General features: G+C 60.2%; 22 protein-coding genes and 1 tRNA gene. 18 read left to right on the top strand and 5 right to left on the bottom strand.

Translation table 11 applies throughout. The annotated features are described in order from the left end of the window. The first annotated feature begins 168 nt into the window (after positions 1-168). The 3 genes from VXJ24_RS07655 to VXJ24_RS07645 all read left to right on the top strand — a co-directional run bounded on the left by VXJ24_RS07655 (position 169) and on the right by VXJ24_RS07645 (position 4,582). Positions 169-1,500 carry a 6-phospho-alpha-glucosidase gene (locus tag VXJ24_RS07655; protein ID WP_330972336.1) on the top strand — a complete coding sequence of 444 codons (1,332 nt, stop codon included), beginning with the start codon at positions 169-171 and terminating at the stop codon, positions 1,498-1,500. 61 nt (positions 1,501-1,561) lie between these two features. Then, positions 1,562-3,010 (top strand): PTS transporter subunit EIIC, encoded by a 1,449-nt coding sequence (locus VXJ24_RS07650; RefSeq protein WP_330972335.1) that lies wholly within the window; start codon positions 1,562-1,564, stop codon positions 3,008-3,010. Between the two features lie 96 nt (positions 3,011-3,106). Then, a complete protein-coding gene (locus VXJ24_RS07645; protein ID WP_330972334.1) occupies positions 3,107-4,582 on the top strand; it encodes a serine hydrolase domain-containing protein in 1,476 nt (491 codons plus the stop codon). A 194-nt stretch (positions 4,583-4,776) separates the two neighbouring features. On the opposite strand, the gene VXJ24_RS07640 is transcribed toward VXJ24_RS07645, so the two are convergent. After that, positions 4,777-5,853 (bottom strand): M24 family metallopeptidase, encoded by a 1,077-nt coding sequence (locus tag VXJ24_RS07640; RefSeq protein ID WP_330972333.1) that lies wholly within the window; start codon positions 5,851-5,853, stop codon positions 4,777-4,779. 207 nt (positions 5,854-6,060) lie between these two features. On the opposite strand from VXJ24_RS07640, the gene VXJ24_RS07635 reads away from it, so the two are divergent. The 3 genes from VXJ24_RS07635 to VXJ24_RS07625 all read left to right on the top strand — a co-directional run bounded on the left by VXJ24_RS07635 (position 6,061) and on the right by VXJ24_RS07625 (position 7,445). Next, positions 6,061-6,351: a Veg family protein gene (locus VXJ24_RS07635; RefSeq protein ID WP_330972332.1), complete on the top strand. Its 291-nt coding sequence runs from the start codon at positions 6,061-6,063 to the stop codon at positions 6,349-6,351. 123 nt (positions 6,352-6,474) lie between these two features. Beyond that, a complete protein-coding gene (locus VXJ24_RS07630) occupies positions 6,475-7,353 on the top strand; it encodes a 4-(cytidine 5'-diphospho)-2-C-methyl-D-erythritol kinase (RefSeq protein ID WP_330972331.1) in 879 nt (292 codons plus the stop codon). Between the two features lie 15 nt (positions 7,354-7,368). Further along, positions 7,369-7,445: transfer RNA gene (locus VXJ24_RS07625), tRNA-Pro, on the top strand. Between the two features lie 41 nt (positions 7,446-7,486). On the opposite strand, the gene VXJ24_RS11585 is transcribed toward VXJ24_RS07625, so the two are convergent. Beyond that, on the bottom strand, positions 7,487-7,663 hold the full coding sequence (locus VXJ24_RS11585) for a DUF8462 domain-containing protein (protein ID WP_489685561.1): 177 nt from the start codon (positions 7,661-7,663) through the stop codon (positions 7,487-7,489). 83 nt (positions 7,664-7,746) lie between these two features. On the opposite strand from VXJ24_RS11585, the gene VXJ24_RS11580 reads away from it, so the two are divergent. The 3 genes from VXJ24_RS11580 (at position 7,747) to VXJ24_RS07615 (ending at position 9,646) form a co-directional block, all read left to right on the top strand. After that, on the top strand, positions 7,747-7,893 hold the full coding sequence (locus VXJ24_RS11580; RefSeq protein ID WP_489685560.1) for a hypothetical protein: 147 nt from the start codon (positions 7,747-7,749) through the stop codon (positions 7,891-7,893). A gap of 225 nt (positions 7,894-8,118) precedes the next feature. Continuing rightward, positions 8,119-8,373, top strand: a complete 255-nt coding sequence (locus tag VXJ24_RS11575) for a hypothetical protein (protein ID WP_489685559.1) — start codon at positions 8,119-8,121, stop codon at positions 8,371-8,373. A 589-nt stretch (positions 8,374-8,962) separates the two neighbouring features. Next, on the top strand, positions 8,963-9,646 hold the full coding sequence (locus VXJ24_RS07615) for a VanZ family protein (protein ID WP_330972329.1): 684 nt from the start codon (positions 8,963-8,965) through the stop codon (positions 9,644-9,646). Positions 9,647-9,691: 45 nt separating this feature from the next. Here the strand turns inward: VXJ24_RS07615 and VXJ24_RS07610 are convergent, their stop codons facing one another. Together VXJ24_RS07610 and VXJ24_RS07605 are read right to left on the bottom strand one after the other, a co-directional pair. Beyond that, entirely contained in the window at positions 9,692-9,892 is a 201-nt protein-coding gene (locus tag VXJ24_RS07610; RefSeq protein ID WP_330972328.1) for a hypothetical protein, read from the bottom strand. Between the two features lie 23 nt (positions 9,893-9,915). Continuing rightward, positions 9,916-10,272: a DUF1304 domain-containing protein gene (locus VXJ24_RS07605; RefSeq protein WP_330972327.1), complete on the bottom strand. Its 357-nt coding sequence runs from the start codon at positions 10,270-10,272 to the stop codon at positions 9,916-9,918. A gap of 156 nt (positions 10,273-10,428) precedes the next feature. Here VXJ24_RS07605 and VXJ24_RS07600 point away from each other — a divergent pair, with 156 nt between their 5' ends. From VXJ24_RS07600 to VXJ24_RS07590, 3 genes are all read left to right on the top strand, one after another. After that, positions 10,429-11,847 (top strand): MATE family efflux transporter, encoded by a 1,419-nt coding sequence (locus VXJ24_RS07600; RefSeq protein WP_330972326.1) that lies wholly within the window; start codon positions 10,429-10,431, stop codon positions 11,845-11,847. A gap of 111 nt (positions 11,848-11,958) precedes the next feature. After that, positions 11,959-12,450 (top strand): DUF3955 domain-containing protein, encoded by a 492-nt coding sequence (locus VXJ24_RS07595; protein ID WP_330972325.1) that lies wholly within the window; start codon positions 11,959-11,961, stop codon positions 12,448-12,450. Positions 12,451-12,464: 14 nt separating this feature from the next. Further along, positions 12,465-13,604: a DUF3810 domain-containing protein gene (locus VXJ24_RS07590; protein ID WP_330972324.1), complete on the top strand. Its 1,140-nt coding sequence runs from the start codon at positions 12,465-12,467 to the stop codon at positions 13,602-13,604. Here VXJ24_RS07590 and VXJ24_RS07585 read toward each other — a convergent pair. Further along, complete coding sequence (locus VXJ24_RS07585; RefSeq protein WP_330972323.1) at positions 13,601-15,184, bottom strand: alpha-amylase; 1,584 nt, start codon at positions 15,182-15,184, stop codon at positions 13,601-13,603. The genes VXJ24_RS07590 and VXJ24_RS07585 overlap by 4 nt on opposite strands. A 224-nt stretch (positions 15,185-15,408) precedes the next feature. Here VXJ24_RS07585 and VXJ24_RS07580 point away from each other — a divergent pair, with 224 nt between their 5' ends. The 6 genes from VXJ24_RS07580 to VXJ24_RS07555 all read left to right on the top strand — a co-directional run bounded on the left by VXJ24_RS07580 (position 15,409) and on the right by VXJ24_RS07555 (position 23,912). Beyond that, entirely contained in the window at positions 15,409-15,918 is a 510-nt protein-coding gene (locus VXJ24_RS07580) for a MarR family winged helix-turn-helix transcriptional regulator (RefSeq protein WP_330972322.1), read from the top strand. After that, complete coding sequence (locus tag VXJ24_RS07575; protein ID WP_330972321.1) at positions 15,896-17,671, top strand: ABC transporter ATP-binding protein; 1,776 nt, start codon at positions 15,896-15,898, stop codon at positions 17,669-17,671. The genes VXJ24_RS07580 and VXJ24_RS07575 overlap by 23 nt, the downstream gene beginning before the upstream one ends. Beyond that, positions 17,658-19,520 carry an ABC transporter ATP-binding protein gene (locus VXJ24_RS07570; protein ID WP_330972320.1) on the top strand — a complete coding sequence of 621 codons (1,863 nt, stop codon included), beginning with the start codon at positions 17,658-17,660 and terminating at the stop codon, positions 19,518-19,520. Before VXJ24_RS07575 ends, VXJ24_RS07570 begins: the two co-directional genes overlap by 14 nt. Positions 19,521-19,909: 389 nt before the next feature. Beyond that, a complete protein-coding gene (locus tag VXJ24_RS07565) occupies positions 19,910-21,379 on the top strand; it encodes an APC family permease (RefSeq protein WP_330972319.1) in 1,470 nt (489 codons plus the stop codon). A gap of 78 nt (positions 21,380-21,457) precedes the next feature. Further along, positions 21,458-22,705, top strand: a complete 1,248-nt coding sequence (locus VXJ24_RS07560) for a metal-dependent hydrolase family protein (RefSeq protein ID WP_330972318.1) — start codon at positions 21,458-21,460, stop codon at positions 22,703-22,705. Between the two features lie 352 nt (positions 22,706-23,057). Then, positions 23,058-23,912, top strand: a complete 855-nt coding sequence (locus tag VXJ24_RS07555) for a LysR family transcriptional regulator (RefSeq protein WP_330972317.1) — start codon at positions 23,058-23,060, stop codon at positions 23,910-23,912. Positions 23,913-23,930 lie beyond the last annotated feature (18 nt).

Genomic DNA, 23,930 nt, shown 5'->3' with positions numbered 1-23,930 from the left:
CCAGTATGCCCCAATGGTGGGGCGGGAGAGAGATGTCTAGCCTGTTTAGACAGGCCCTGCCGTCTGGAGGGAAAACGCTGCCGCTTGCCCAGACATGAAAACATATCTAGACAGGAACGCTATGGTTGCAGATGGAGCGCAAACCTATCTAGACAGGAAGGGGCCTCTATGGGAAAGCAGAGCTATGCCGTGACGATTGCGGGAGGCGGCTCGACCTATACGCCAGGAGTCGTGCTGATGCTACTGAACGATGCGGAGAAGTTTCCGGTCAGAAAGATCGTCCTCTACGACAATGACGCCGAGCGGCAGAAGACGATAGGAGACGCCTGCGCCATCTATATCAGGGAGCGCCACCCCGAAGTCGAATTCTCCTACACGACCGATCCTGCCGAGGCGTTTTCGGGCATCGATTTCGTGCTGGCACAGATTCGCGTCGGCAAGTACGCGATGCGTGACAAGGACGAGAAGATACCGCTGAAATATGGGGTCCTCGGCCAGGAGACCTGCGGACCTGGCGGCATTGCCTATGGCCTGCGCTCGATCGGCGGCGTGATCGGGCTCGTGGACTACATGGAAAAGTACTCTCCCGATGCTTGGATGCTCAACTACTCCAACCCTGCTGCAATCGTCGCAGAAGCGACGAGGAGGCTTCGCCCCGATTCGAGGATCATCAACATCTGCGACATGCCGATTGCCCTGATGGACATCATGGCATCGATGTGCGGGCTCAAGGACTACCGCGATCTCAGCTATGGCTATTATGGCCTGAACCACTTCGGATGGTGGTGGAAGATCGAAGACCATGCCGGCCATGATCTGATGCCGCATATCAAGGAGTGCATGGCGCGCAATGGGTATGCCGATGCTACGGCGGGGCTCGAGTTCGTCGATGCATCCTGGCAGGCGACCTTCGAAAAGGCGAAGGATGTCTATGCGGTCGATCCTTCGACGATACCGAACACCTATCTCAAGTACTACCTGTATCCCGACTACGTGGTCGCCCACACAGACCCGAAGCATACCCGCACCGACGAAGTGCGCGAGGGGCGCGAGAAGCGCGTCTTCGGGACTGCGCGCGAGATTGTCAGGCGCAACACAGCGGAGGGGTTCGGACTCAAGCCGGACGAGCACTCCGAATACATCGTCGATTTGGCAAGTGCCCTTGCAGAGAATGCGAAAGAGCGCTTCATGCTGATCGTGCCGAACCACGGGGCAATCGAGAACTTCGATCCCGATGCCACGGTCGAGATTCCCTGCATCGTCGGCTCGGATGGCTATGAGAGAATCTGCCAGGGGAAGATCCCGCAGTTCCAGAAGGGGCTCATGGAGCAGCAGGTGAGCGTCGAGAAGCTTGCGGTCTCCGCCTGGATCGACCACTCCTACCAGGAGCTTTGGCAGGCATTGACGCTAAGCAAGACCGTGCCTTCGGCCGCAGTCGCAAAGCAGATCCTCGACGATCTCTATGAGGCGAACAAGGAGTTCTGGCCCGAGCTTTCGTAGCCGGGAGCAAGATGGATGCACAGGAGAGGGAAGGGCACGCCCTTCCCGGAAAGGGTATGAAATGGGCGCATATGACAGCCTTGCTGCCCAGATCGTCGACAAGGTCGGCGGCAGCAGCAATATCGTCAACATCTCGCACTGCATGACAAGGTTGAGGCTCAAGCTCAAGGATGACAGCATTGCCGATACCAAGGGCATCGAGCAGCTCGACAAGGTCATCCAGGTCGTGAATGCCAATGGCCAGTACCAGGTCGTCGTCGGCATGAACGTGATCGAGGACCTCTACGATGCGGTTGCGGAGCTGACAGGTGCCGAATCTCTCGGCGAGGTCACAGAGGACGGAGAGCCCGTCAAGCATCAGAATGCCGTCTCTGCCCTGATCGACCTCATCTCCGGCATCATCGCCCCGATCCTTGCCGTGCTCTGTGCGGCAGGCATGATCAAGGGCATCCTGACGATTGCGGTCTTCCTTGGATGGATGTCGGCGACAGATGGCCTCTACCAGGTGCTCTATGCAGCAGGAGACGGCTTCTTCTACTTCCTGCCGATCATCTTGGGCTATACCTCGGCCAAGAAGTTCCACTGCTCCGAGTTCATCGGCATGACGCTCGGCATCGCTCTTACCTATCCAGCCATGGTCAACATCACGGCGGGCACCGTGCTCGGAACGGTCTTTGCCGGCACGCCCTTCGCAATGAACTACTACGCAACGCTTCTGGGCATCCCCATCATCATGCCTGCCTCCGGCTACACCTCCTCGGTCATCCCGATCATCCTGGCGGTGTGGGTGGCATCGAAGCTCGAGAAGTGGTGCCGGACGCACTTCAACCAGTATGTGAAGTTCTTCTTTGTCCCCTTCGTCGTGCTCGTGGTCTGCGTTCCTCTGACCTATCTCGTTATCGGTCCTGTCGCCACGGTCATCACGGACGCCCTGAGCCTGTTCTTCAACTCCCTCTATAGCATCCCTGTCATCGGCGGTGCGCTTGGCGGAGCCGTGCTCACGGCTATCTGGCAGCCGATGGTCGTCTTCGGCTTCCATTGGTCCGTCATTGCGCTCATGCTCATGAACATCGGCTCGCAGGGCTTTGATGTCATCATGGCCCCCTATATGGTCTGCTCCTTTGCCCAGGTCTTTGCCGTGCTTGCAATGCTTCTCAGGACGAAGGACACCAAGCTCAAGGAGATCGGGTGGCCTGCCTTCATCACCGGCTTCTTCTTCGGTATCACCGAACCCTGCATCTACGGCGTCACTCTTCCCCGCAAGAAGCCGTTCTGGATCTCCTGCATCGCGTCTGTGCCGGGCGGCCTTTTCATCGGCCTTATGGGCACCCGCATGTTCGAGTTCACGGGCGGTGCCTTCTGCGCGCTGCCGGGCTTTGTCGATCCGACCGGTGAGATGGGCGCAAGCTGCGTGCTCTATGTCCTCGTCGGCATCGCGATCTCGAGCGTCATCTCGTTCATCATGACCTTCGCGACATACAAGGACGAGCCTCGCGCAGACGCTGCCTAGAGAAGGCTCCAGATTCTGTGCTTTCAGGCGATGCCCCGCTCTTGGAGCGGGGCATCTTGCCAGAGACACTATCGTATGTGCTGGAAGTGATGTGCTGTGAAATTCGATAGATCATGCGGAACCAGATACCTCGAGCTTCTCAGGAAGCGGGGCATCGAGGTCCGTTCTGTGGTGGTGCGCCAGGATGGAGAGGTGGCCTTCGCGCACTCTTCGTCGCCTTTTGCGCTCGATCAGGTCCATCCGCTCTACTCGGTCACGAAGTCCTTCACCTCATGCGTTGTCGGCATGCTCGAGAACGAGGGCAAGATCGTGCTTTCCCGGCCATGGATCTCCTATTTTCCGGAGTATGCCCCAGATGTGGCCGATCCGCGCTTTCTCGATGTGACGGTCCGTGACCTTCTGACCATGCAGATGGGACAGGACGCAGAGCCGGCGCTTGCCGGAGACGATGACTGGGCCAAAGGCGTTGCCGGAAAGCCGCTTGCCCACGATCCGGGGAGCGTCTTCTTCTACAATTCGCTGTGCTCGCATCTGCTGAGCATGCTGGTCGAGCGCGTATCGGGCGTGCCGGAAGATGTATTCCTTGCCAGGAGGCTCTTTGCTCCTATGGGCATCGTGCACTGGTGGTGGGAGCATGACCGCCATGGGCATGCGACAGGCGGCTTTGGCCTGCATCTTGCGACGCCCGATCTCGCGAAGTTCGGGCAGTGCCTGCTCGATGGGGGAAGATGGGAAGGAAGGCAGCTGATACCGCGCGCGTGGGTTGCGGCAGCAACCACGCGGCAGGCAGAGACGGCACCCTTCTATCCAGCGTCTGCCACCGAGGACAGGAATGGCTACGGCTATCAGTTCTGGATGTGTGCAGGGGGAGGGTTCAGGTGTGCCGGGCTCTTCGGACAGCTCTGCTATGTCCTGCCCGAGGAGCACCTGGTCGTTGCGGCCTCGAGCTCCACGACAGGCTCGAAGCCTCTGATGGATGCCCTCTACGACGTGCTGGGGATTGCTCCCTGCTGGAGGCCGGCCTTGCCGCAAGCGGCGCTTGCCCATGAGCTGGAAGGGGCCGGCAGCGAGGATCTCTCGTGCATTCCCTGCCTGCAGGGGCTTCCCCGCTCTCCTTTCGTGCCGATTCCTGCCGAAGGGATCCTGCGTCCGCTGGATGGCGCCCAGGGATTCACGTCGCTCAGGATCGCTGCCTCCGAGGGTGCTGTGCCAGAGCTTCTGGTCGAGCTTGAAAGGGGTGGGGAGACCTTCAGCATGCAGGCGGGCTATGGAACGTGGCGGAAGCTGGAAGCGGGAAGGCGCCCGGTGGGCAGCCTCTTCCCGTTTGCGGCGGAATCCTCCGAGATCGCAGTCCCGCCCTCCTGGGCAGCGGAAGCTGCCTTCGGCTCCTTTGCCTGGATATCCCCGTCGACGCTTCTGGTGGAGACGCGCGAGCTCGATTCGACGCGCAGATGCACGGTCCAGATCTCGTTCGACGGCAACCATATCGTGGCCAGCGTCTCGGCAGAGGGGATGCTCTCAGGAGCCAGCCCCTCCTCATATGTCCTGGTGGCGCCCCGCCACGGCTGCTGATGCTCTGAGCTGCCATGGCATGGAGCGCCCTATGCTGCCCTGCAGAGGCTGGGACAGGGCGCGGAGGCAGCGCCTCCACATCGGGCGCTTGCGATGGCCTGGACATTTCCAGAAATCCGGTGCAGAGAATGCAGCCCCGTCCCGGAAAGATCCGGGACGGGGCTGCCCTGCTCTTTGGAAGGATGGACTGTCTCTCAGAGATCGATGACCTGGATTCCCTTCGGGTAGGAGTTCAGGACTTCGCAGCTGTCCTCGGTCACGATTACGAGATCCTCGATGCGGACGCCGATCCTGCCCGGGATATAGATGCCCGGCTCGATCGAGAAGCACTGGCCCGGGCGCACTGCCTCGTCGTGCGTTGCGGAGACATCTCCCGGCTCGTGGTCGTTGAGGCCGATCTGGTGTCCCAGACGGTGCGTGAAGTAGGGACCATACCCTGCGTCCTCGATGATGTGGCGAGCGCAGAGGTCGATCTCTGCAAACGTGACGCCTGGCTTCACGAGGGCCTCTGCCGCCTCGTTGGCATGACGCACGGTCTCGTAGACACGCTTCTCCTCTTCGGTCGGCTCTGCCGTGAAGAAGGTACGGGTCATATCGGAGCAGTAGGCATCCTTCCTGCAGCCCACATCGTAGAGCACCATGTCGCCACGCTTGAGGACGGTGCCATCCGGCTCGTGGTGAGGATCTGCCGCATTGGCGCCGAAGCTCACGATCGGGGCGAATGAGTGGTCCTGGGCACCAAGCGAGCGGTAGGTGCCAAGGAGGCCCTCTGCGATGCTCTGCTCGGTAACGCCCTCTTTGATCTGGCTCTTGAGCCACTCCATTGCCTTGTCGTTCACGCGCGAGGCTTCGCGCATGAGCTCCTGCTCTTCAGCGCTCTTGATGGAGCGTGCGTCGTCCACGGCTTTGGAGGCAAGGATGAAGGACGGAGCTGCCTTCGCATCGATCAGGGGCAGCACCCAGCGCGCCGGGAAGATCTTGTCGAGGCCGAGCGCGGAGGTGTGGTCGATGTGCTCGATCAGCGCCGGCAGCGGATCTTCCGTATCGTCGTGCACGACGACCTCGGGGCAGAAAGGCGTGGCGTCCGGGAAGAGGCGATTCGCGAAGAGCACGCACTCCTTCGGGCTCACGTAGAGCGCAAGGAAGCGCTCGTAGGGCTCCGTGTAGTAGCCCGTGAGATAGAAGATGGATGTGGGGTCAGAGACCACGGCCTGATGGCAGCCCTGCTTCTCCAGGTTTGCCAGCACGGCCTGGATGCGTTCCTGATGCATAGGATGCACTCCTTCATACACTGTCTGTTTGCTAGACAAGGCGAGTGTACACCTCTTGTGCAATACGGTGAGACCTTTAAGCTTTGCAGCGCCTCTTCACGCTTCCGCCAAGGTCAGAGGCCCAGAATGTGAAGAGTCTATGGACAGGTGTAAGATAGCTTCTTGCTGAATTTTGAACAGCCGTACAGAAAGTCAGGAGGCCGTTTCATGGATATCGATATGCCGCCCGTCAACCGTGTGGACGAGATTCACGACAAGCTCAAGTCACTCGAGGGCCAGCGCATCAAGGTGCGTGCCAACATGGGCCGCTCCCGTATTGTAGAGGGAACCGGCGTCCTTGTACAGGTGCATCCGTCGCTGTTCGTCGTCGAGATCGAGGAGCGCCGCGGCCGCAAGGACCGCCAGTCCTATCAGTATGTCGATGTGCTGACAGGCGGTGTGGAGGTCTTCGACGCCGATACCGGCGAGCGCCTCTTCGACTACGTCGCAGAAGAGTAGCCTGCATGTGCGCTGCAGCCCTCTAAGATAGAGGGAAGCAGCTGAGAACCCCTGATGCCCCGGAGCAGCTGTTCCGGGGCATCTCTTTTTGCATACATGAATCTCGGAGCGGAGGTGCGCAAGGTGGATATCCTCGCCGTGAAGGCGCCTGCCAAGATCAATCTCTATCTCGGTGTCCATACAGACAGGGACGAATGTGGCTATCACCGCGTCGATTCTGTCATGGCGGCCCTCGACTTCGGCGATGTGGTCACGCTCACGCCTGCTGAGGGACTGAGCGTCACCTGCGAGCCGGGCATCAGGGCGCATATGGACGATACGACGACCTATCGTGCCGTAGAGGCGCTTGGAAAGGCGTTTGGGCATAATCCTGCCTTTGCGGTCCATATCGAGCGCCATATCCCCGAGAGAAGCGGCATGGGAGGGTCCTCGACCGATGCGGGGGCAGCATTGCGTGGCGCCTGCCAGCTCTGGGGCATAGACCCGGAAGATTCCCGTGTTGTGGATATCGCCCGAAGCATCGGAGCCGATGTCGCGTTCTTCCTGAAGCCCGACGTGAGCTATCTTGCCGGCGCGGGCGATGTGCTCCAGGAGCAGTTCCCGACGCCTCAGCTCGCACTTGCGGTCGTACGTCCTCCTGTCATGGGATCCTGTGCCCAGGATGCCTATGCAGCCTTCGACCGCGACCCTCAGGCACTACCGCCGCTTGTGCCCTATCTCGAGGCACTCAAGACAGGCAATCAGGATGCGATTGTGGAAAAGTCCACAAACAATCTTGCTGCCGCAGCGATTGCTCTCGAGCCGGAGCTCGGGCGTGCGCTTGCGTGGCTGAGATCTCGCCCTCATGTCCTGAATGCGCAGGTCAGCGGCTCAGGAGCCTGCCTTTTTGCTATCTGCGACAGTGCCTCTGCAGCCGAAAAAGTGGCCTGCGACGCAAAAGAAAACAGAAATTGGTGGGCAATTTCTTCAAAAGTGGTCGACTCGAGCCAGATTTTCTGTTAAAGTACCGTCTGCTGACGGGTTGTGGCTCAGCTTGGTAGAGCGCTCGGTTCGGGACCGAGAGGTCGCTGGTTCAAATCCAGTCAACCCGACCATTTGAAATGACAGCCGGAGGGAGCAATTCCTCCGGCTTCTTTCATAAGAAGGCGAGAAGGCCTTTGCAGATTCCGCCCCCTTCGAGCTTCTCCTCTATGAATGCCCGCCACCCTGGCAGCTCGAAGCTTGCCTTTCCGCGTCCGGACATGCCGATGACGCCCTCCTCAAGCAGGCGCCTGCGGTATCGGGAGGCATAGGCCGAGCTTTTCCCATGCATCTGGCAATCTCGGCGGTCGAGCTGGGCCCTTCGTCGGGAAGCATCGCCTCTATGAAAGCGATATCCATATCGGAAAGCTCCTGATGGGTGGTCTCCAGGATGTTCATGCGCATTTCCTGCTGCTCAGTCTCAATGCCACGCTCGGCTGCAGAAAGATCGATTGCATCTCCTTCAGCCTGGGTTCGCATGCGGTAGCCGACGGGCTGCATCATGAAAGGGAAGCCGCCTAAAGCTTTCATGGCTGCTTCGAGGGCATATGCTTCGATTGTCCTGCCACCGCTTTCGATGGTCCCTGCGAGAGCCTTCTGCATGTCCGCGTCGTCGATACGGCCAAGACGGTAGCATATGGCTCTGCGAAGGAAAGAGATTGGCTGGTCATTGAGGATGCGCGACACCTCAGAGGGAAGGCCCGCCATAAGGAGTGAAATCCTTCTGCCTGCAGATACAAGATGCTGATGGACCGATGCAAGCTGCACCATCTCATCAAAGTCGCGCACGTCGTCGACCATTATCAGGAGACCTGTGCCGGAAGCTTCAAGAGCATCGAGCAGGCTCTCAAGACGGGACCTCCAGTTCCGGCCGTCCTCTTCCTGTCCCAGCGTGCCGGCTTCCCTCGTGCCTATAGAGCTGATGCGTGCGCGAGACACATCGTCAGAGCGCCCTTTTCCCGCCTGCACAAGGATGTCTTCCAGCGTGCCAGGAACAGCTGAAACACGTGCAGCAATCCAGCCGCGCTCTTCTGCTGCATCTGCAGGCAGCGTCAGAAGCGCTGTCTTGCCGGTTCCGCATGCGCCGTCAAAGATGCCTGTCAGGTTTGGGTCCCCAGGGCCATTCCGGAAGGCATCTTCGATGCTCTCTATCGCATTGCCGTAGCCTGCCATGACAGGCGGGACCCGACCGGATCCAAGTGTGAAGGGATTGATGCGTGCTGCCACTGCATTCCTCCTCTCTCTGCCAACGCTTCCTTGATATCTTTTGCAATCTTAGGAAAACTATGCTTGCTAGAAATTTCAGGAAACCTGGCAAGCCGTCTAAGAGGCCAGCGGATGTGCCGTACGACTCTGTTGGGGAAAGCGACAAGGGGCAAGCGGAAGAGCAGGCGGCAAGCGGATAAGCGGCAATTGGAAAAGGTGGCCAGAACTGGGAATCCGGAATGCCGGAAACCTTGCGGTGTGGCGCAAAGCGAATATGGATATGGGCAGCCTGGTCACTTCCTGTGTGATAAGGATGCAGGCAGCCTCTCTGCTGCTATGCTTGCCTCTCCGAGGGCGAACCTGAAAGCGGAGGAGGCAGACATCCATGCGTGCAATCGTGGCACTTGGCTATGAGGCAGTATGCGCTCTTGTCCCTTACGCAATCGCTTCCGGCGTGAATGCGCACAGGAGCCATGTCTCCGCTCGCCGCAAGCAGACGTCCGCATCCAAGCGGCCCAGCATGTGGGCGCATCGGCTGGCGGTGGCTCTCTTCGGCATCTGTCTCTTTTCCATTCTCTGGATCTGCGGGGTAGGGACCTTCGCAGACCTCTGGCGTGGCACATCGCTCCGGACGATGCTGAACATCAATCTCGTGCCCTTCGATGCCTATCTGAACTGGACGGCCTGGGCACTCAATGTCGTGCTCTTCGTGCCGCTCGGGCTCCTGCTTCCCTGCTGCTGGGAAGGCTTCGACCGGATCGGCCATGCAGCGCTCTTCGGCTTTCTCTTCTCGCTTGCAATCGAGCTCTCGCAGCTCCTGAACTTCCGCGTCACGGACATCGACGACCTCATTGCCAATACCCTGGGCGCTGTCGTCGGCTGCCTCATCTTTCTCGCTCTCAGGGCTGTCTTCCCGAGATGGTGGGGAAGGCACCTGGGACCTCAGACGCTCGAGCCCCGCGGCAATGCTGCCAAGGATGCGGCAGCGCTCTTCCTGGGAGTCTTTTTCCTCTATGCCTCGAGGCGACATGCCGAGATGGGCATCGTGAACTTCCTCGACAGGCTCTGAGCATGAAGAAGGAGGGCGGAGCCTGAGCTCCGCCCTCCTGTGCTCTTACGGCCTGTAGCGCAGAGAGACTTCCAGAAACTCTGCCTTGCCCTCTATGTAGTCTGAATAGGCTTCGGTCGGGTCCTGCCCATGGTAGGCAGCGCAGAAGCCGCACTGGTCGCAGTCTGCGATGCAGGGGAAGCGGTCCTTTATATACCAGAGCCTGTCAGACCGTGTGGACTCCTCGATGCTTGGCGCTGGCTTCATGGCATGACACTTCTTCCTGATGCTTAGAGGATGATGCAGCTCAGGAGGCAGAGGATGGCAAGGCCGCCCTGCTGGAGCAGGATCTTCGGATTCGAGCTCACAGCTCCGTAGGCTGCTACGCAGATGATATAGAGCATGAGGAAGATGAGCGCAAGGGGGCTCTGGAGGAGAAGCGCGCAGATTACAAGCACGGCAATGAGACCGTTGTAGACGCCCTGGTTCTTGAAGAGGGTGGAGACGGAGTTGCGCGAAAGCTCCTCTTGAGTCATGTTGAAGACCTTGGCGGTGCGGGCAGAGGTCGTGGCGATGGTCTCGAGATAGAAGATGAAGCAGAACTCCGCTGCGACAAGCACGGCGAGAATGATGGTGATGGGCGACATAGGTCCTCCTTGAGAGCTTGGCTTCTTTTCTAGGATAATATAGCGCAAAATATAATTGCGCACAATATAAAATTGAAGAAGCGAGGAAATGCGCCGACTTCTTGAAATCGGGACCCGTACTCTGGCAGAAACCTGATGCGCGTACCATGGGACACTATGAAGAACTTGAAGCAGATGCTCGCGGCACGTGCCGCCATGGGAGCAGAAGAGAGATACAGGGAGATGACGGAGAGGCCGGTCGGCCCCCTCGTCCTGTCGATGGCCTGGCCATCGATCCTCTCGAACCTCGTGACTGTGGTCTACAACCTCGCCGACACCTATTTCGTCGGCAGGATCAATACTTCGGCCTCTGGCGCCATAGGCATTGCCTTCGTCGCAATGACGGCTATCCAGGGCGTCGGCTTCTACTTCGGCCAGGGCACAGGCAATGCGATCTCGCGCGACCTCGGGGCCCACCGGGAAGAGGATGCCTGCGTCATGGCATCCACGGGCATCGTCTGCACGTTTGCCTGCGGCATCCTGATAGCCCTTCTGGGAAATCTCTTCCTCGAGCCCCTCTGCCTCGTCGCGGGAGCGACGCCCACGATCCTTCCTTATGCCAAGTCCTTCATCGGCATCATCCTTCTCGGCGCTCCCTGGATGTGCAGCTCCCTCATGCTCAACATGCAGCTGCGCTTCGAGGGGGAGAGCCTCTTCTCGATGCTTGCGATCATGTGCGGCACCGTGCTCAACATCTTCCTCTCGCCTCTCCTCATCTTCGGGGCGGGCATGGGGATTGCGGGCTCTGCGCTTGCGAATATCATCTGCCAGTTCATAAGCTTCTGCCTCCTCGTCGCGGAGATGCAGAAGATCGGCACGACCCCGCTCTCGAGGAAATATGTCCGCTTCTCGAAGGCCCTCTTCCGGGAGATCAACAACGGCGGCGTGCCGTCGTTCGTCCGCCAGTGCATGCTCGGTGTCGCGACGACGCTCCTGAACGATGCGGCGGCCCCCTTCGGTGATGCGGCCGTTGCCGCTATGGCGGTCGTCCAGAGGATCACGGGCGTCGGCAACTATGTGCAGATCGGCATCGGCCAGGGCTACCAGCCAGTCCTTGGCTATAACATCGGCGCGAAGCGCTATGACCGCGTGCGCAAAGGGTACTTCTTCTCGCTCAAGGCAGCTTCCATCTCGGTCCTGGCCATAGGCATCGTCACCTGCATCTCCGCACCGAACCTCATCGGCTTCTTCCGGGACGACCCTGAGGTCGTCGCGGTAGGCACGCTGACGCTCCGGCTTGCGTCGTTCTCGATTGCGCTTACCGGTGCCTCCATGATCACGAACTTCATGCTCCAGACCTCTGGGCATATGTGGAGCGCCACGATTCTCGGCGCCTGCCGCTTGGGGCTTGTCCTTGGTCCCGTCGTCACGATCCTCTCCCACACGCTTGGCCTCTTCGGTCTCCAGATCGCGCAGCCCGTCTCCGATCTCATCACCTTTGCCGTGACGATACCTATGGCAAGAGGGTGCCTGAAGAGCTTCGATGAGGCAGAGAAAGCGGCTGAGGCAGAAAGCGCTGCAGTGCATACGGCCTGATAGAAGGCAGAGTAAGCACGCCTTGTTGGGCTTAAGGCCGCATGCAAGGGATGCTTTCCTGTATGCTGGACTGAGCTTCTCCATGCTCATCCGAGGAGAGGAGGGAGTGCCATGGCGGAGATTATAGAAGCACTGAAGGAGCTGCGTGCAGAGCATCATCTGACACAGCGGGAGCTGGCAGATGCGCTCGGCGTGACGAGGCGGCCGGTCTCGAACTGGGAGCGGGGCAAGAACCTGCCCGATATCGAGACGATCGTGTGCATCTCTGAGACCTGCGGCATCTCTCTCGACACCCTGATCCTCGGAAAGGATGGAAAGAGCGAGATGAAGGAAAAGCTTGTACGTGATGGAGCAGACGGTGCGAGGGAACAGCGTTTCGAGCTGGCAGCTGCCATGGGTGCCGTGCTCATGCTCGCAGGAATTGCGCTCTGGTTCGTGAAGGCGCATGCCGTGGAATATATCGATGCAGAGGGCATCCTGCATGAGAGCTTCTGGCTCATCCCGGCAGGCTGGCTCTTCGTCTTCCTGGGTGCCTCTGTCGTGCTGGTCTCTGTGATCGGATTCGTGCGTCTCAGGAAGCGCGGGAACAAAGAGGAAGACTAGCTGGAAAGGAAACGATGGGGAAGAAGAGGAAAGGCACACGCAGACGTACCAAGAAGGAGGAGCGCCCGGTCTGGGTGCGTGTGCGTCTGGCTCTGGCCTGCGTCCTTCTTGCCTCCTGCCCCATCCTGATGCTTCTTTTTTCTAGTTCGCCGGACTCCTATTTCCCGGCCTACCGCGACTTCTCGAGGAGCCTCGCCTCCGTCCTTGCCGGGCTTACATCGTGGGCACCTTTCGCTCTCTGGGACTTCGGCCTTGTGGTAGCGGCCATCTGGATTGTCTTCACGCTCATACGGAGGCTCTGGAAGCGCGAGAAGCTCCTTCCGTGGGCATCCTGGACGCTTCTTTTCCTGGCGGCTGTCGCAGCGCTTGCCGTGGACGGGTGGGCGCTCAACCACTATGGGCCGACGCTTGCAGAAGAGATGGACCTGCCCGTGCATGAGTACTCGGAAGACGAGCTTGCAGAAGCCACAGGCTACTACCTGGGGCGTGCCGCCGATGCAGCTGCGTCTGTCCCCAGAAACGACGACGGATCGCTCGCAGAGCAGGACTTCTCCGAGCTGGGACAGATTGCCGGCTCCTCATACACTGTGCTCTCGGAGCAGTATCCCTTCCTCTCGGGCAGCACGGCACCCGTGAAGGAGCTTGTGCTCTTCGGAGAGCCGCTCCTCTATAGCGGACATACCGGCATGTATTGGGCGGCAACAGGCGAGGCGAGCGTGCCAGCCGATGATGCAGCGGCAGAGCTGCCATTCACGATGTGCCATGAGGCGGCACATCGTCTCGGCATCGCAAGCGAGGAAGACGCCAATTACGCAGCCTTCCTCGCATCCAGCACGAGCGAGGATGTCCGCTTCGTCTACTCGGGCTACTATGACGCCTTTGCCTACTGCCTGAATGCCCTCTACTCCCAGGATCCGGCACGTGCTCAGGACGTGGTCGCAGAGGCGCTTTCTGCCAATGAGAGCGGCACAAGGCTTGTCTTTGCGGACCGTGCCGCCACGCAGGAGCACTATGCGGCCTATGAGGGGACGTTCGAAGAGGTCGGAACCTCTGTCAACAACAGCTATCTCAAGAGCTTCGGCGAGACCGAAGGTGTCAAGTCCTACGGCCTCGTCGTGGACGATCTCATTGCGTGGTACGAGATGGGACTCTAGGCCTCAGTGCCGTCGTCCTCTGCCTTCTCCTCGAACTTCTCTGCGAGGTGGAGGGCTTCTTCAGGTGTCGGCAGCTCCTTCGTGAGGTCGCGGGGTGCATCGCGGCTGTAGCGGATCGTGTCGTTTGCCAGCACCTCTGCTGCACGTTCGGGCAGATAGACGCTCATGGATCCCGGTGCACAGGTACAGTCGATGCAACCATCGTCACCGACGATGGGGAAGTCTTCAGGGCCGATGACAGAGCACCAATGCTCGCCTGTGTGGTTCGGCCCGACATACATATGCTTCCTGCCGCCGTTCCTGTCCGTGAGGATGACGGCGAGGCCCGCCATGCCGTGGTCGGCGTCGCCTTCGCGTGTCCAGCCGATCGTGTCGGGATCGTCGAGGTAGTCATACTGCTGCCCATAGGCAAAGCGCTGCCTCAGCTCCATGAGAAGTGGCAGCTCGCGGACCGCCGGGATGTTGCCGTCGTTCGGCATGCCAAAGAGGTCGCCGTAGAAGACGCAGGGATAGCCATCCTGGCGAAGGAGGATGAGCGCATAGGCAGCTGGCTTGAACCAGCTCTGCACGAAGGACTGGAGGGCCTGTCCCGGCTGCGTGTCATGGTTCTCGACGAATGTGACAGCGTGCCAGGGATCTGCCGAGACGAGCGTGCCTTCGAAGAGGGTCCTGAGGTCGAAATCGCCGAAGGAGCTCGAGGCGGCAAACAGGTGGTAGTGGAGCGGCACATCGAAGAGGCTCATGATCTTCTCCTGGCCAAGGTAGCTCTCGAGCTCGCCCACATCGGGAGACCAGTATTCGCCGACCGTGAAGAGCTCGCGGCCGAACTCGTAGCGAAGGGTCGGGAGCCAGTCGAGGTAGAACTGCCTGTCCATATGCTTGCAGGCATCGAGACGGAAGCCATCGAGGTCGCAGGTCGTGAGATACCATCTGCCCCACTTCAGGAGCTCGTTGTAGACCGGCTCATACATCTCGTCGACATCGGCACCCATGAGGTAGTCGTAGTTGCCGTTGTCGCGGTGGTCGACCTGCTCGCTCCAGTGCTTGCCGGAGAAGAGATAGATGCCGCTTCTCTTTGTGGCCTCGTCCCAGTCCACCGCGTGGAAGTCGTTCCAGTCCCATTGGAAGTCGGAGTACTTGCCGTGGCGTCCCGGGAATGTGAAGCGGGTCCACGCCTGGATCTGGCGGGGCGCTGCGATGGGGTTCTCGCGATTCCTCGAGTCCATCTCCTGGGCTGTGACCTCTTCAGTCGCATCTGCGCCGAGCCGGTGGTCCAGCACGATGTCGCCGAGCGCCTGGACACCTGCATCATGGAGGGCATTGATGGCAGCCTGGTATTCTTCCTTCGTGCCGTACTTCGTGCGGACAGACCCCTTCTGGTCGAACTCGCCCAGATCGTAGGTGTCGTAGACGCCGTAGCCGACATCCACCCCGCCGGCAGAGCCCTTGTAGGCCGGAGGCAGCCAGACGGCTGTGATGCCATTGTCGGCAAAGAGCTGCGCATCCTCGGCGATGCGGCGCCAGTGCGTGCCATCCGCATCGAGGTACCACGAGAATCCCTGCAGCATTGTTCCGTTCATGGTGCACCTCCAGCCGCAGCGGCGCTGCGGTATTGAAATCTTCTTCTGACAGATTACGTGCCCTCATTCGGGGTGCATATACCGAGGCCAGGGCAAGACACCGGAATCGGGATTTCTGGAGTTCGGAAGAACCTCAAGAAAATCTTGGCAGCTCATTGACAATTGTCCGGATACGGATTAATGTACCTTCCGCATTGTCCGAAACCGGATGAAAATGAGGAACGATGGAGAGGGAAGACGGGCAGGAAACTGCCCACGCACCGACCGCACGAGATCTCGACGTGCTCTACCGCGAGTCGGACCGCCTCTACTATGAGCTGGCACGGGGCTGCGGGCTGTCTGATGCTGCCTACTGGATGCTCTATGAGATCGTCTACTGCGGCGGCAAGGCGACGCAGCGCTCGCTTGCGCAGTCCTTTGCCTACTCGCGGCAGACCGTCAATACGGCTATCAAGTCGCTCGAGGCAAAGGGGCTCGTGCGCCTCGAGTTCGAGGAGGGAAGCCGCAAGTGCAAGGTCGTGCTCCTGACCGAAGCGGGACGTGCCCTCTGCGAGGAGCGGCTCGTGCCTGCCATGGAGGCAGAGACGCGGGCATTTGCAGGCCTTTCGGCCCATGACCAGGAAGAGCTTGTCCGCCTCGTCGGGGCCTATGCGGAGGCAATCGACCGTCAGATCGATGCTCTGAGAGAGAAAAGGAAGGAGGAGACAGAAGATGGAAATGACGAAAGCCGCTGAGAGGAAGTCCTCATGGGCGCTTCTCGTGAAGCTGGCACGTCCCTACAGAGGGATGGCTGTAGCTGCGCTCGTGCTTCTGCTCTGCGATATCTGCGGCATGCTCTTCATTCCGACAGAGCTCTCTGCTCTCATGAATGCTGCCATTGAGGGGGCAGGAACGCCTGAGCTCATCCACCATGGCACAGCCATGCTGCTTGCTTCGGTCATAGGCTCGGGAGGATGCGTCGCCTCATACTGGATAGCCTCGCGCTTTGCTGCCAATGTGGGACGCGATCTGAGGGTGGCGGTCTATAAGAAGTCGCTCGACCTTTCCGGCACGGAGTTTGCCCAGATCGGCACGGGCTCCATGATCACGCGCACGCTCTCTGATGCCAACGTCGTGCAGCAGACGCTGCTCATGTCATTCGTGATGCTTGCCCCCTTCCCGGTGACCTGCGTCGTCGCAATCGTGCTTGCCTATTCGACAGACGCCGTGATGGGACAGCTCCTCCTTCTTGTGACGGCTGTGATCCTTGCAATCTCCGCCCTTGCCATCAAGAAGTCGGCACCGATCTTCCTTCGGCTCCAGGGCTTCATCGACCGCATGAACGCGCGCCTGCGCGAGGCCATCACCGGCACGCGCGTGATCCGTGCCTTCGGCAAGGAGGAACATGCCAAGAAGCGCCTCGACGAGACGTTCGAGGACTATGCGAGAAACGCCATCCGCGTGAACTTCATCTTCGCAATCACGGATGCCACCTGCTTCTGCTTCATGAACTTCGTCGAGTTCGCGATCTTCTGGCTCGGCGCCGATCGTGTCGGCGCCCATGCGATGCAGATTGGCTCGATCTCGGCGCTTGTGCAGTACGCGATCCTCATCCTCTGGTTCTCGATGATGGCGCAGTTCGCGCTTCTGCAGATGCCTCGAGCCATGGCATGCATGGCGCGTGCGCAGGAAGTGCTCACGGCTGTGCCTGCCATCCAGGACCCCGTAACGCCGGAAGAGCTCGATGGCACAGACGTCCAGGACGTCGCCTCCTTCGACCATGCCTCCTTCCGCTTTGCGGATGCCTCGGAGGATACGCTCAAGGACATGGACTTCACGATTCCGCGTGGTGCTGTCACCGCCATCATCGGCAATACGGGATCGGGCAAGTCGACGATTGCAAAGCTCCTGCTGCGCTTCCACGATGTGACGGAAGGCAAGGCGGAGTTCCTGGGCCACGATATCAGGAACATCAGGCAGAAGGATCTGAGGTCCCGCATCGCCTATGTGCCGCAGACAGCCTGGCTCTTCAGCGGCACCATTGCAGAGAACCTGCGTGACGGCGCACCCGAGGCCACACTCGACGAACTCTGGCATGCGCTCGATATCGCGCAGGCCAGCTTCGTGCGAGAGCTTCCCGAAGGGCTCGCAGCTCCTGTCGCCCAGGGCGGCAAGAACTTCTCGGGCGGCCAGCGCCAGCGCCTGGCGATTGCACGTGCGCTCACAAGGAAGGCAGATCTCTATATCTTCGATGACTCGTTCTCGGCACTTGACTACAAGACCGATGCAGCTCTTCGGCATGCCCTTTCGCAGGAGCTTTCCGATGCGGCGGTCCTGATCATTGCCCAGCGCGTCTCGACGATCCGCGATGCAGCGAAGATCGTGGTCTTGAAGGACGGCGAGATCTCCGGCATCGGCACGCACGACGAGCTCATGGAGAGCTGCCAGGACTATCGAGACATTGTCGAGTCCCAGGAGAGGGGAGGTGGCGCAGATGCAGCGCGCTGAGAAGAAGCATGAAGGCCGAAAGAATGAAGAGCAGAAGAAGGCTCTTTCCCTTTCCGACGAAGAGCTCGAAGAGGAGGTGCCCGAGCACCCCTGGGAGACCGCGAAGCGTCTCTGGGAGGTTGCAGGAGACCAGAGGTGGCGCCTTGTCGTGGCATCGATCTCTGCCATCTTCTATGTGGTGGGAACGCTCTGGGCGGTCGCCTACTCGGCGGGCCTTGTGGACCTCATCTGGAAGAACATCCAGGCTGCGTTTGCAGCAGGAGAGGTCTATGTCGTGAGGATCGGTGATGGCGGGGAGGAGATCTTGGCCTACCTTGGCATCTGGACCTTCGCCTGGGCTTTCTATGCCCTCCAGTCCCTGGTCATGCAGTCCTTCGCAGAGCGCCTCAACCTCAAGCTCCGCGAGCGCATTGCAGACAAGCTCGGGCGTCTTCCGCTTGCCTACTATGACTCACACAAGCCGGGAGACACGATCTCGCGTGCGACGAACGACCTCGACAAGATCTCCGAGGTCCTGCAGCGCGGGCTCCTCCAGCTCATCATCGCGGCCACGATGCTTGCAGGCTCCGTGATCATGATGCTCACCTACAACATCTTCCTGACGCTTGTCTTCGTCGCCTTTGCGGCAGCCACGTTCCTCGTGACAAAGATCGTGGCAGGACGCACGATCTATGTGGCAGCAAAGCGCCAGGCACTCCTCGGCACGCTCACGGGCTCTGTCGAGGAAGCCTATGCAGGACGTGCCGTCGTTGCCGCCTATGGCCTCGAGGCCAAGACCGAGGCTACGATCGAGGCGGAGGCAGAGGCGCTTGCCCGTGAGAGCGCGCATGCCGACTTCCTCACGAATGCGATCTCTCCTGCCATCCGCTTCATCGTGCGCCTGGCACAGGTCACGATCGGCATCATGGCAGGCGGCATGCTGCTTCAGGGGAGCATGACGATAGGCGTCTTCCAGGCCTTCTTCCAGTATGTGACGGAAGCTTCGGAACCCTTGACCGAGCTCTCGCTCACGGTCAACATGCTCCAGGGTGCCTTGGCGGCAGCGGAGCGCGTCTTCGACCTGCTTGATGAGGACGAGATCGTGCCTGACCCCGAGAAGCCCGCTGAGCTTCCCGAGCCGGTGCGTGGTCGCATCGAGTTCTCCCATGTGCGCTTCGGCTATCGTCCGGAGAAGACGCTCATGCACGACGTGTCGCTTGTCGCAGAGCCAGGGGAGAAGGTCGCCATCGTCGGCGCTACGGGTGCCGGCAAGACGACCCTCATCAATCTCCTCATGCGCTTCTATGAGATAGACGGCGGCACCATCACGCTCGACGGCGTCGATATCAGGGATATCCCGCGCCACGAGCTCAGATGCCAGTTCGGCATGGTGCTCCAGGACACCTGGCTCTTCGAGGGCACGATTGCAGAGAATATCGCCTACGGCAGGCCCGACGCCACGCGCGAGGAGATTGAGGCGGCGGCGAAGGCAGCGCATGTGGACTTCTTCGTGAGGACGCTTCCCAAGGGCTATGACACGATGGTGACAGCAGACGGAGAAGGCATCTCGCAGGGCCAGCGCCAGCTCCTGACGATTGCCCGCGCCATGCTCGCAGACCCTGCGATGCTCATCCTCGACGAGGCCACCTCGAGCGTCGACACGAGGACTGAGCAGGCCATCACCCGCGCTATGGAGGCCATCATGGAGAACAGGACGTCCTTCGTGATTGCGCACCGCCTCTCGACAATCGTCGATGCCGACCTCATCCTCGTCATGGACCACGGCACGATCGTGGAGCAGGGCACCCATGAGGAGCTGCTGAGGGCGCACGGCGTGTATGCAGAGCTCTACCGCTCCCAGTTCGCGTAGACCCGCGTCCCATATCGTAGTCACGGCCCCTTCCGGCAATCGTTTGCTCGGGAGGGGCCTCTGATCATATTTCGGGCGTTCCTGTTCGCAATCTGAAAACCGTTTGCCGTTTTTTCAAAACGGATGAACGGCATCTCATATATAGGCATCTACCTGCGGTGATGTAGCATCCGAATGACCCCTAGCGTGCATTGCTATGTTAGCCTTTGCGAACATAATCCGCTCAGGGTCCGCATTCTCCCTCTCGGCCCTGCAGCATCCCCGAAACCTTTGCGAAATACAGGCGATTCTCCGAACATTGAATTGTGCCGAAGACAAGGCACCGGGCACATCTTGCCCGCAAACTGGATCTTCGCCTTCAGGGCGAGTGCATGCGAGGGGAGAGAGATATGGCAGAGACTGCACCGGCAGAAGGGGGCATGAAGAAGGAGCTGACGCTCTTCAACTTCTTCACGATCGGCTTCGGCGCCATCATCGGAACCGGATGGGTGCTGCTGGTAGGCGACTGGATGGTTCTGGGCGGCGGTCCGATTCCGGCCATGATCGCATTCGCGATCGGTGCCGTGTTCCTCGTGCCGATCGGCATGTGCTTCGGCGAGCTGACGGCAGCCATCCCGATCTCCGGCGGCATCATCGAGTATGTGGACCGCACGTTCGGCCGCAAGCTCGGCTTCTTCACCGGCTGGATGCTTCTGCTCGGCAATGCACCGCTGTGCCCCTGGGAGGCCATCGCGATCTCCACGCTCCTGACGGACCGCTTCGCCGAGTTCCCGGCCCTTGCATGGCTGCGTTCCGTGAAGCTCTACACGATTCTCGGCGCCGATGTCTATCTCTGGCCGACTGTCATCGCGCTCGCTGCTGCCATCCTCGTCATCTACCTCAACTTCCATGGTGCCGGCGCAGCCGCGAAGCTCTCGAGCTTCCTCACGAAGGCGCTTCTGTGCGGCATGGTGCTGGCCATGGTCATCTCGTTCATGACGGGATCCCCCTCGAATGCGCTTCCGGTGTTCTCGCAGGTGCATGACGCGGCAGGCGGCAGCTCCACCGAGGCGACCTCGCTTCTGGGCGGCATCGTCGCAGTCTTGGTCATGACGCCGTTCTTCTATGCAGGATTCGACACGATTCCGCAGCAGGCGGAGGAAGCCTCCGCGAACCTCGACTGGAAGAAGTTCGGCCTGATCCCGGCCATCGCGCTTCTTGCTTCGGGTGCCTTCTACCTCGTCTGCATCTACTCGTTCGGCACGATCATCGACTGGCATGAGTTCGTGAAGTCCTCCGTGCCTGCCCTGGCCGTCCTCGAGCGCATCAACATCTTCTTCTACATCGCGATGCTCATCATCGGCACGCTCGGCCCTCTCGGCCCCATGAACTCGTTCTTCGGTGCTTCTGCCCGCCTCATGCTCGCCATGGGCAGGAAGGAAATGATTCCCTCCTCGTTCGCAGAGCTCGATCCTGTCTCGGGCGCTCCGAAGAAGGCCAACACGGTCATGGCAGTGCTGACGCTCGTCGGCCCCTTCCTCGGCAGGAACATGCTCGTGCCGCTCACGAACGTCGCATCGCTCGGCTTCATCTTCGCATGCACGATGGCCGGCTTCGCCTGCCTGAAGCTGCGCAAGACCGAGCCGGATCTGCCGAGGCCCTACAAGGTCAATGGCGGCAAGCCCATCATCGCCTGCGCCATCATCGCCGGCCTCATCATCATCGGCCTCATGGTCGTGCCTATGAGCCCTGCAGCCCTCGACACGGTCGAGTGGATTATCACGGGTGCCTGGATCCTCATCGGCGTCGTCATCCTCGTTGCCTTCGGCAACAAGCACATGGAAGCCGACACGCACCCCGCAGCAAAGCACGCTGCATAGCTCCAAACGTATGCATACGCCACAAGGCGACGCATAGCTGGTCAAGAAACGTGGTTGGAAAGATTGGGAGGATTTGCAATGGCAAAGTATGCTATCAAGGGCGGCAAGCTCGTCGACGGCACCGGCGCGTCTCCGGTCGAGGATTCCCTTGTCCTGGTGGACGACAAGAAGATCACGTATGCCGGCGAGGCTACGGAGATTCCTGAGGGGTACGAGATCATCGACGCGACCGGCAAGACGGTCATGCCGGGCATCATCGATACCCACATCCACTTCTCCGGCAACCTCACGGACAACGACAATGACTGGGTCATCGAGACGGTCGCACAGAAGCAGGCATGCGCTGTCAAGCAGGCCTACGACGCCGTCACCCACGGCCTCACGACGGTCTGCGAGATCGGCCGCAACGGCATCGCTATCCGTGACCTCGTCAACATGGGCGTCATGAAGGGCCCGCGCATCTTCGCAACCGGCCTCGGCTTCTGCCGCACGGCAGGACACGGCGACTGCCACAAGCTTCCGTTCGAGATGTCGAAGAACGGCCATCCTTGGGGCGACCAGGTAGACGGTCCGTGGGAGCTCCGCCATGCCATCCGCATGCGCCTGCGCGAGAACCCTGACGCAATCAAGATCTGGGCAACCGGCGGCGGCATCTGGCGCTGGGACTCGGGACGTGCCCAGCTCATGAGCACGGAAGAGATCAAGGCTGTCTGCGACGAGTGCGCAATGGTCGGCATCCCGGTCTGGTCTCACTCCTACAACTCGATCTCTGCCGCATATGACTCCGTCCGCTTCGGCGCAGAGCAGCTGATCCACGGCTTCGAGCTCGACGACAAGACCATGGACCTCATGGCACAGCAGGGCACGTTCTTCACGCCGACGGTCGGCTTCCTGCCGTCCTGGTACGCGACGTATCCTCCCGAGTGGACGCCCGAGCTCGACAAGTGGCCTGGCAAGAACAATGCAGAGAAGGGCATTGCCCGCTCCTATGCAAACCTCAACCGCGCCTACAAGCTCGGCGTCACGCTGACGGTCGGCTCCGACTCCTTCAGCTTCTCCACGCCGTACGGCTACACGACGCTCGATGAGGTATACGCCTGGGTCGAGCACTGCGAGATCCCGAACATGGATGCCATCGTCGCAGCTACCCTCAACGGCGCCAAGATGGTGCACCACGAGAACGACTTCGGCTCCGTCGAGGCTGGCAAGCTCGCCGACATCCTCGTCGTCAACGGCGATCCTCTGAAGGAGATCCGCGACCTCGACCCGGACAAGATGGACGTCATCATGAAGGAAGGCGACATCATGATCAAGGGCGCCCTGTAAGGTGCCCCTGGGGATCTAGGTCCCGAAACAGATCGATGGTGTGGGCCGGGCCTCTTCGGAGGCCCGGCCTTTTTGCGTTGCTCCGATGTGGCAGATATATGCTCCAAAGAGACGGCTGTGTGAACCTTGTCTCCATAAGGCTATGGGTTCTGCATCCCGGACGGTGGAAATTGTGCCGTGAACGGCAGCGGGAGACCCGTGCCAGAGATTGAAACTGCATGCCGACCATTCCGTGGTAGAAGATAGACTCTTGGAAGACGCAGGAGTGCGGATGTGGCCTGTAGCCCATAGCGCTCTCAATGCGCAGCTGCGCTCCGGCATGCCGGAGCCGAAGCGGAATGAGAGGGATTGCATGGAGGCCAACATCCACAAGTTCCAGGCATTCGTGAAGGCAGCAGAATGCGGAAGCTTCACCCGTACGGCCCAGCAGCTTGGCTATACGCAGTCATCGGTGAGCCGCATGGTGCAGGGGCTTGAAGAGGACTGGGGCGTGCGCCTGTTCGAGAGGGCGGGAGGCACGGTAAGGCTCACGAAGGAAGGGGAAAGGCTCCTGCCCGAGGCACGCGCCGTCGTGCAGTCGTTCGAGTGCCTCACCATGAAGGTCGACGATATCAATGGCCTCGAGTCGGGAAACGTGAGCATCGCTGCCCCCTCCTCTATCGTGTCCTGGAAGCTTGCACGCCCGCTTGGCGCCTTTGCCGAGGACCATCCCAACATCGAGATCGATATCACGGAGTCGACGTACGGCGAGGCGGAGAAGCTCCTCACGGAGGGTGCGGTCGATGTGGCCTTCGTGCCGAAGAAGCTTGATCCTGCTTCCTTCTCCTCGAAGCTCTTCCACAAGGATGAGATCGTCGTCGTCTCGAAGCGCGGGCACTTCGGAGAGGGACGCAGCTCCATCCCCATCGACCTTCTGAAGGACGAGCGCTTCATCGCAGATACCGAGACGGCCCCTCTTCTCCAGAAGGAGCTCAGGCATGCGGTCGTGCGCTGCGAGACGTCTGACTTCAATGCGATACTTGCCCTCATCGATGCAGGCTTGGGCATCTCGCTTCTGCCGATGCTTGCCTTGGGAAAGCTCCCCGATACGCTCGAGATCCACCATCTCGAGATCCGTGCCTTCCGCACGATGTATATGGTGCACCGCCTGGGGCAGGGGCTCTCGCTTGCTGCCCTCACGTTCCTGAACTACCTGCGCGAGCAGTAAGAGCGACAGAGAGGCAAG

This window comes from Olsenella kribbiana (assembly GCF_036408795.1).
Classification (GTDB): domain Bacteria; phylum Actinomycetota; class Coriobacteriia; order Coriobacteriales; family Atopobiaceae; genus Olsenella_L; species Olsenella_L kribbiana.
Note: the sequence above shows the minus strand (reverse complement) of the source record. Positions and strands in the feature narration are given on the sequence as shown.

Excerpts from the sequence above, each read along its gene's own strand:
- VXJ24_RS07655 (WP_330972336.1), top strand. The coding sequence starts at position 169 with ATGGGAAAGCAGAGCTATGCCGTGACGATTGCGGGAGGCGGCTCGACC.
- VXJ24_RS11585 (WP_489685561.1), bottom strand. The coding sequence starts at position 7,663 with ATGCATGGGAAAAGCTCGGCCTATGCCTCCCGATACCGCAGGCGCCTG.
- VXJ24_RS07580 (WP_330972322.1), top strand. The coding sequence starts at position 15,409 with ATGGAGAGGGAAGACGGGCAGGAAACTGCCCACGCACCGACCGCACGA.
- VXJ24_RS07650 (WP_330972335.1), top strand. The coding sequence starts at position 1,562 with ATGGGCGCATATGACAGCCTTGCTGCCCAGATCGTCGACAAGGTCGGC.
- VXJ24_RS07565 (WP_330972319.1), top strand. The coding sequence starts at position 19,910 with ATGGCAGAGACTGCACCGGCAGAAGGGGGCATGAAGAAGGAGCTGACG.
- VXJ24_RS07570 (WP_330972320.1), top strand. The coding sequence starts at position 17,658 with ATGCAGCGCGCTGAGAAGAAGCATGAAGGCCGAAAGAATGAAGAGCAG.
- VXJ24_RS07595 (WP_330972325.1), top strand. The coding sequence starts at position 11,959 with ATGGCGGAGATTATAGAAGCACTGAAGGAGCTGCGTGCAGAGCATCAT.
- VXJ24_RS07560 (WP_330972318.1), top strand. The coding sequence starts at position 21,458 with ATGGCAAAGTATGCTATCAAGGGCGGCAAGCTCGTCGACGGCACCGGC.
- VXJ24_RS07610 (WP_330972328.1), bottom strand. The coding sequence starts at position 9,892 with ATGAAGCCAGCGCCAAGCATCGAGGAGTCCACACGGTCTGACAGGCTC.
- VXJ24_RS11580 (WP_489685560.1), top strand. The coding sequence starts at position 7,747 with ATGGGTGGTCTCCAGGATGTTCATGCGCATTTCCTGCTGCTCAGTCTC.
- VXJ24_RS07555 (WP_330972317.1), top strand. The coding sequence starts at position 23,058 with ATGGAGGCCAACATCCACAAGTTCCAGGCATTCGTGAAGGCAGCAGAA.
- VXJ24_RS11575 (WP_489685559.1), top strand. The coding sequence starts at position 8,119 with ATGGACCGATGCAAGCTGCACCATCTCATCAAAGTCGCGCACGTCGTC.
- VXJ24_RS07600 (WP_330972326.1), top strand. The coding sequence starts at position 10,429 with ATGAAGAACTTGAAGCAGATGCTCGCGGCACGTGCCGCCATGGGAGCA.
- VXJ24_RS07640 (WP_330972333.1), bottom strand. The coding sequence starts at position 5,853 with ATGCATCAGGAACGCATCCAGGCCGTGCTGGCAAACCTGGAGAAGCAG.
- VXJ24_RS07635 (WP_330972332.1), top strand. The coding sequence starts at position 6,061 with ATGGATATCGATATGCCGCCCGTCAACCGTGTGGACGAGATTCACGAC.
- VXJ24_RS07590 (WP_330972324.1), top strand. The coding sequence starts at position 12,465 with ATGGGGAAGAAGAGGAAAGGCACACGCAGACGTACCAAGAAGGAGGAG.
- VXJ24_RS07605 (WP_330972327.1), bottom strand. The coding sequence starts at position 10,272 with ATGTCGCCCATCACCATCATTCTCGCCGTGCTTGTCGCAGCGGAGTTC.
- VXJ24_RS07615 (WP_330972329.1), top strand. The coding sequence starts at position 8,963 with ATGCGTGCAATCGTGGCACTTGGCTATGAGGCAGTATGCGCTCTTGTC.
- VXJ24_RS07585 (WP_330972323.1), bottom strand. The coding sequence starts at position 15,184 with ATGAACGGAACAATGCTGCAGGGATTCTCGTGGTACCTCGATGCGGAT.
- VXJ24_RS07575 (WP_330972321.1), top strand. The coding sequence starts at position 15,896 with ATGGAAATGACGAAAGCCGCTGAGAGGAAGTCCTCATGGGCGCTTCTC.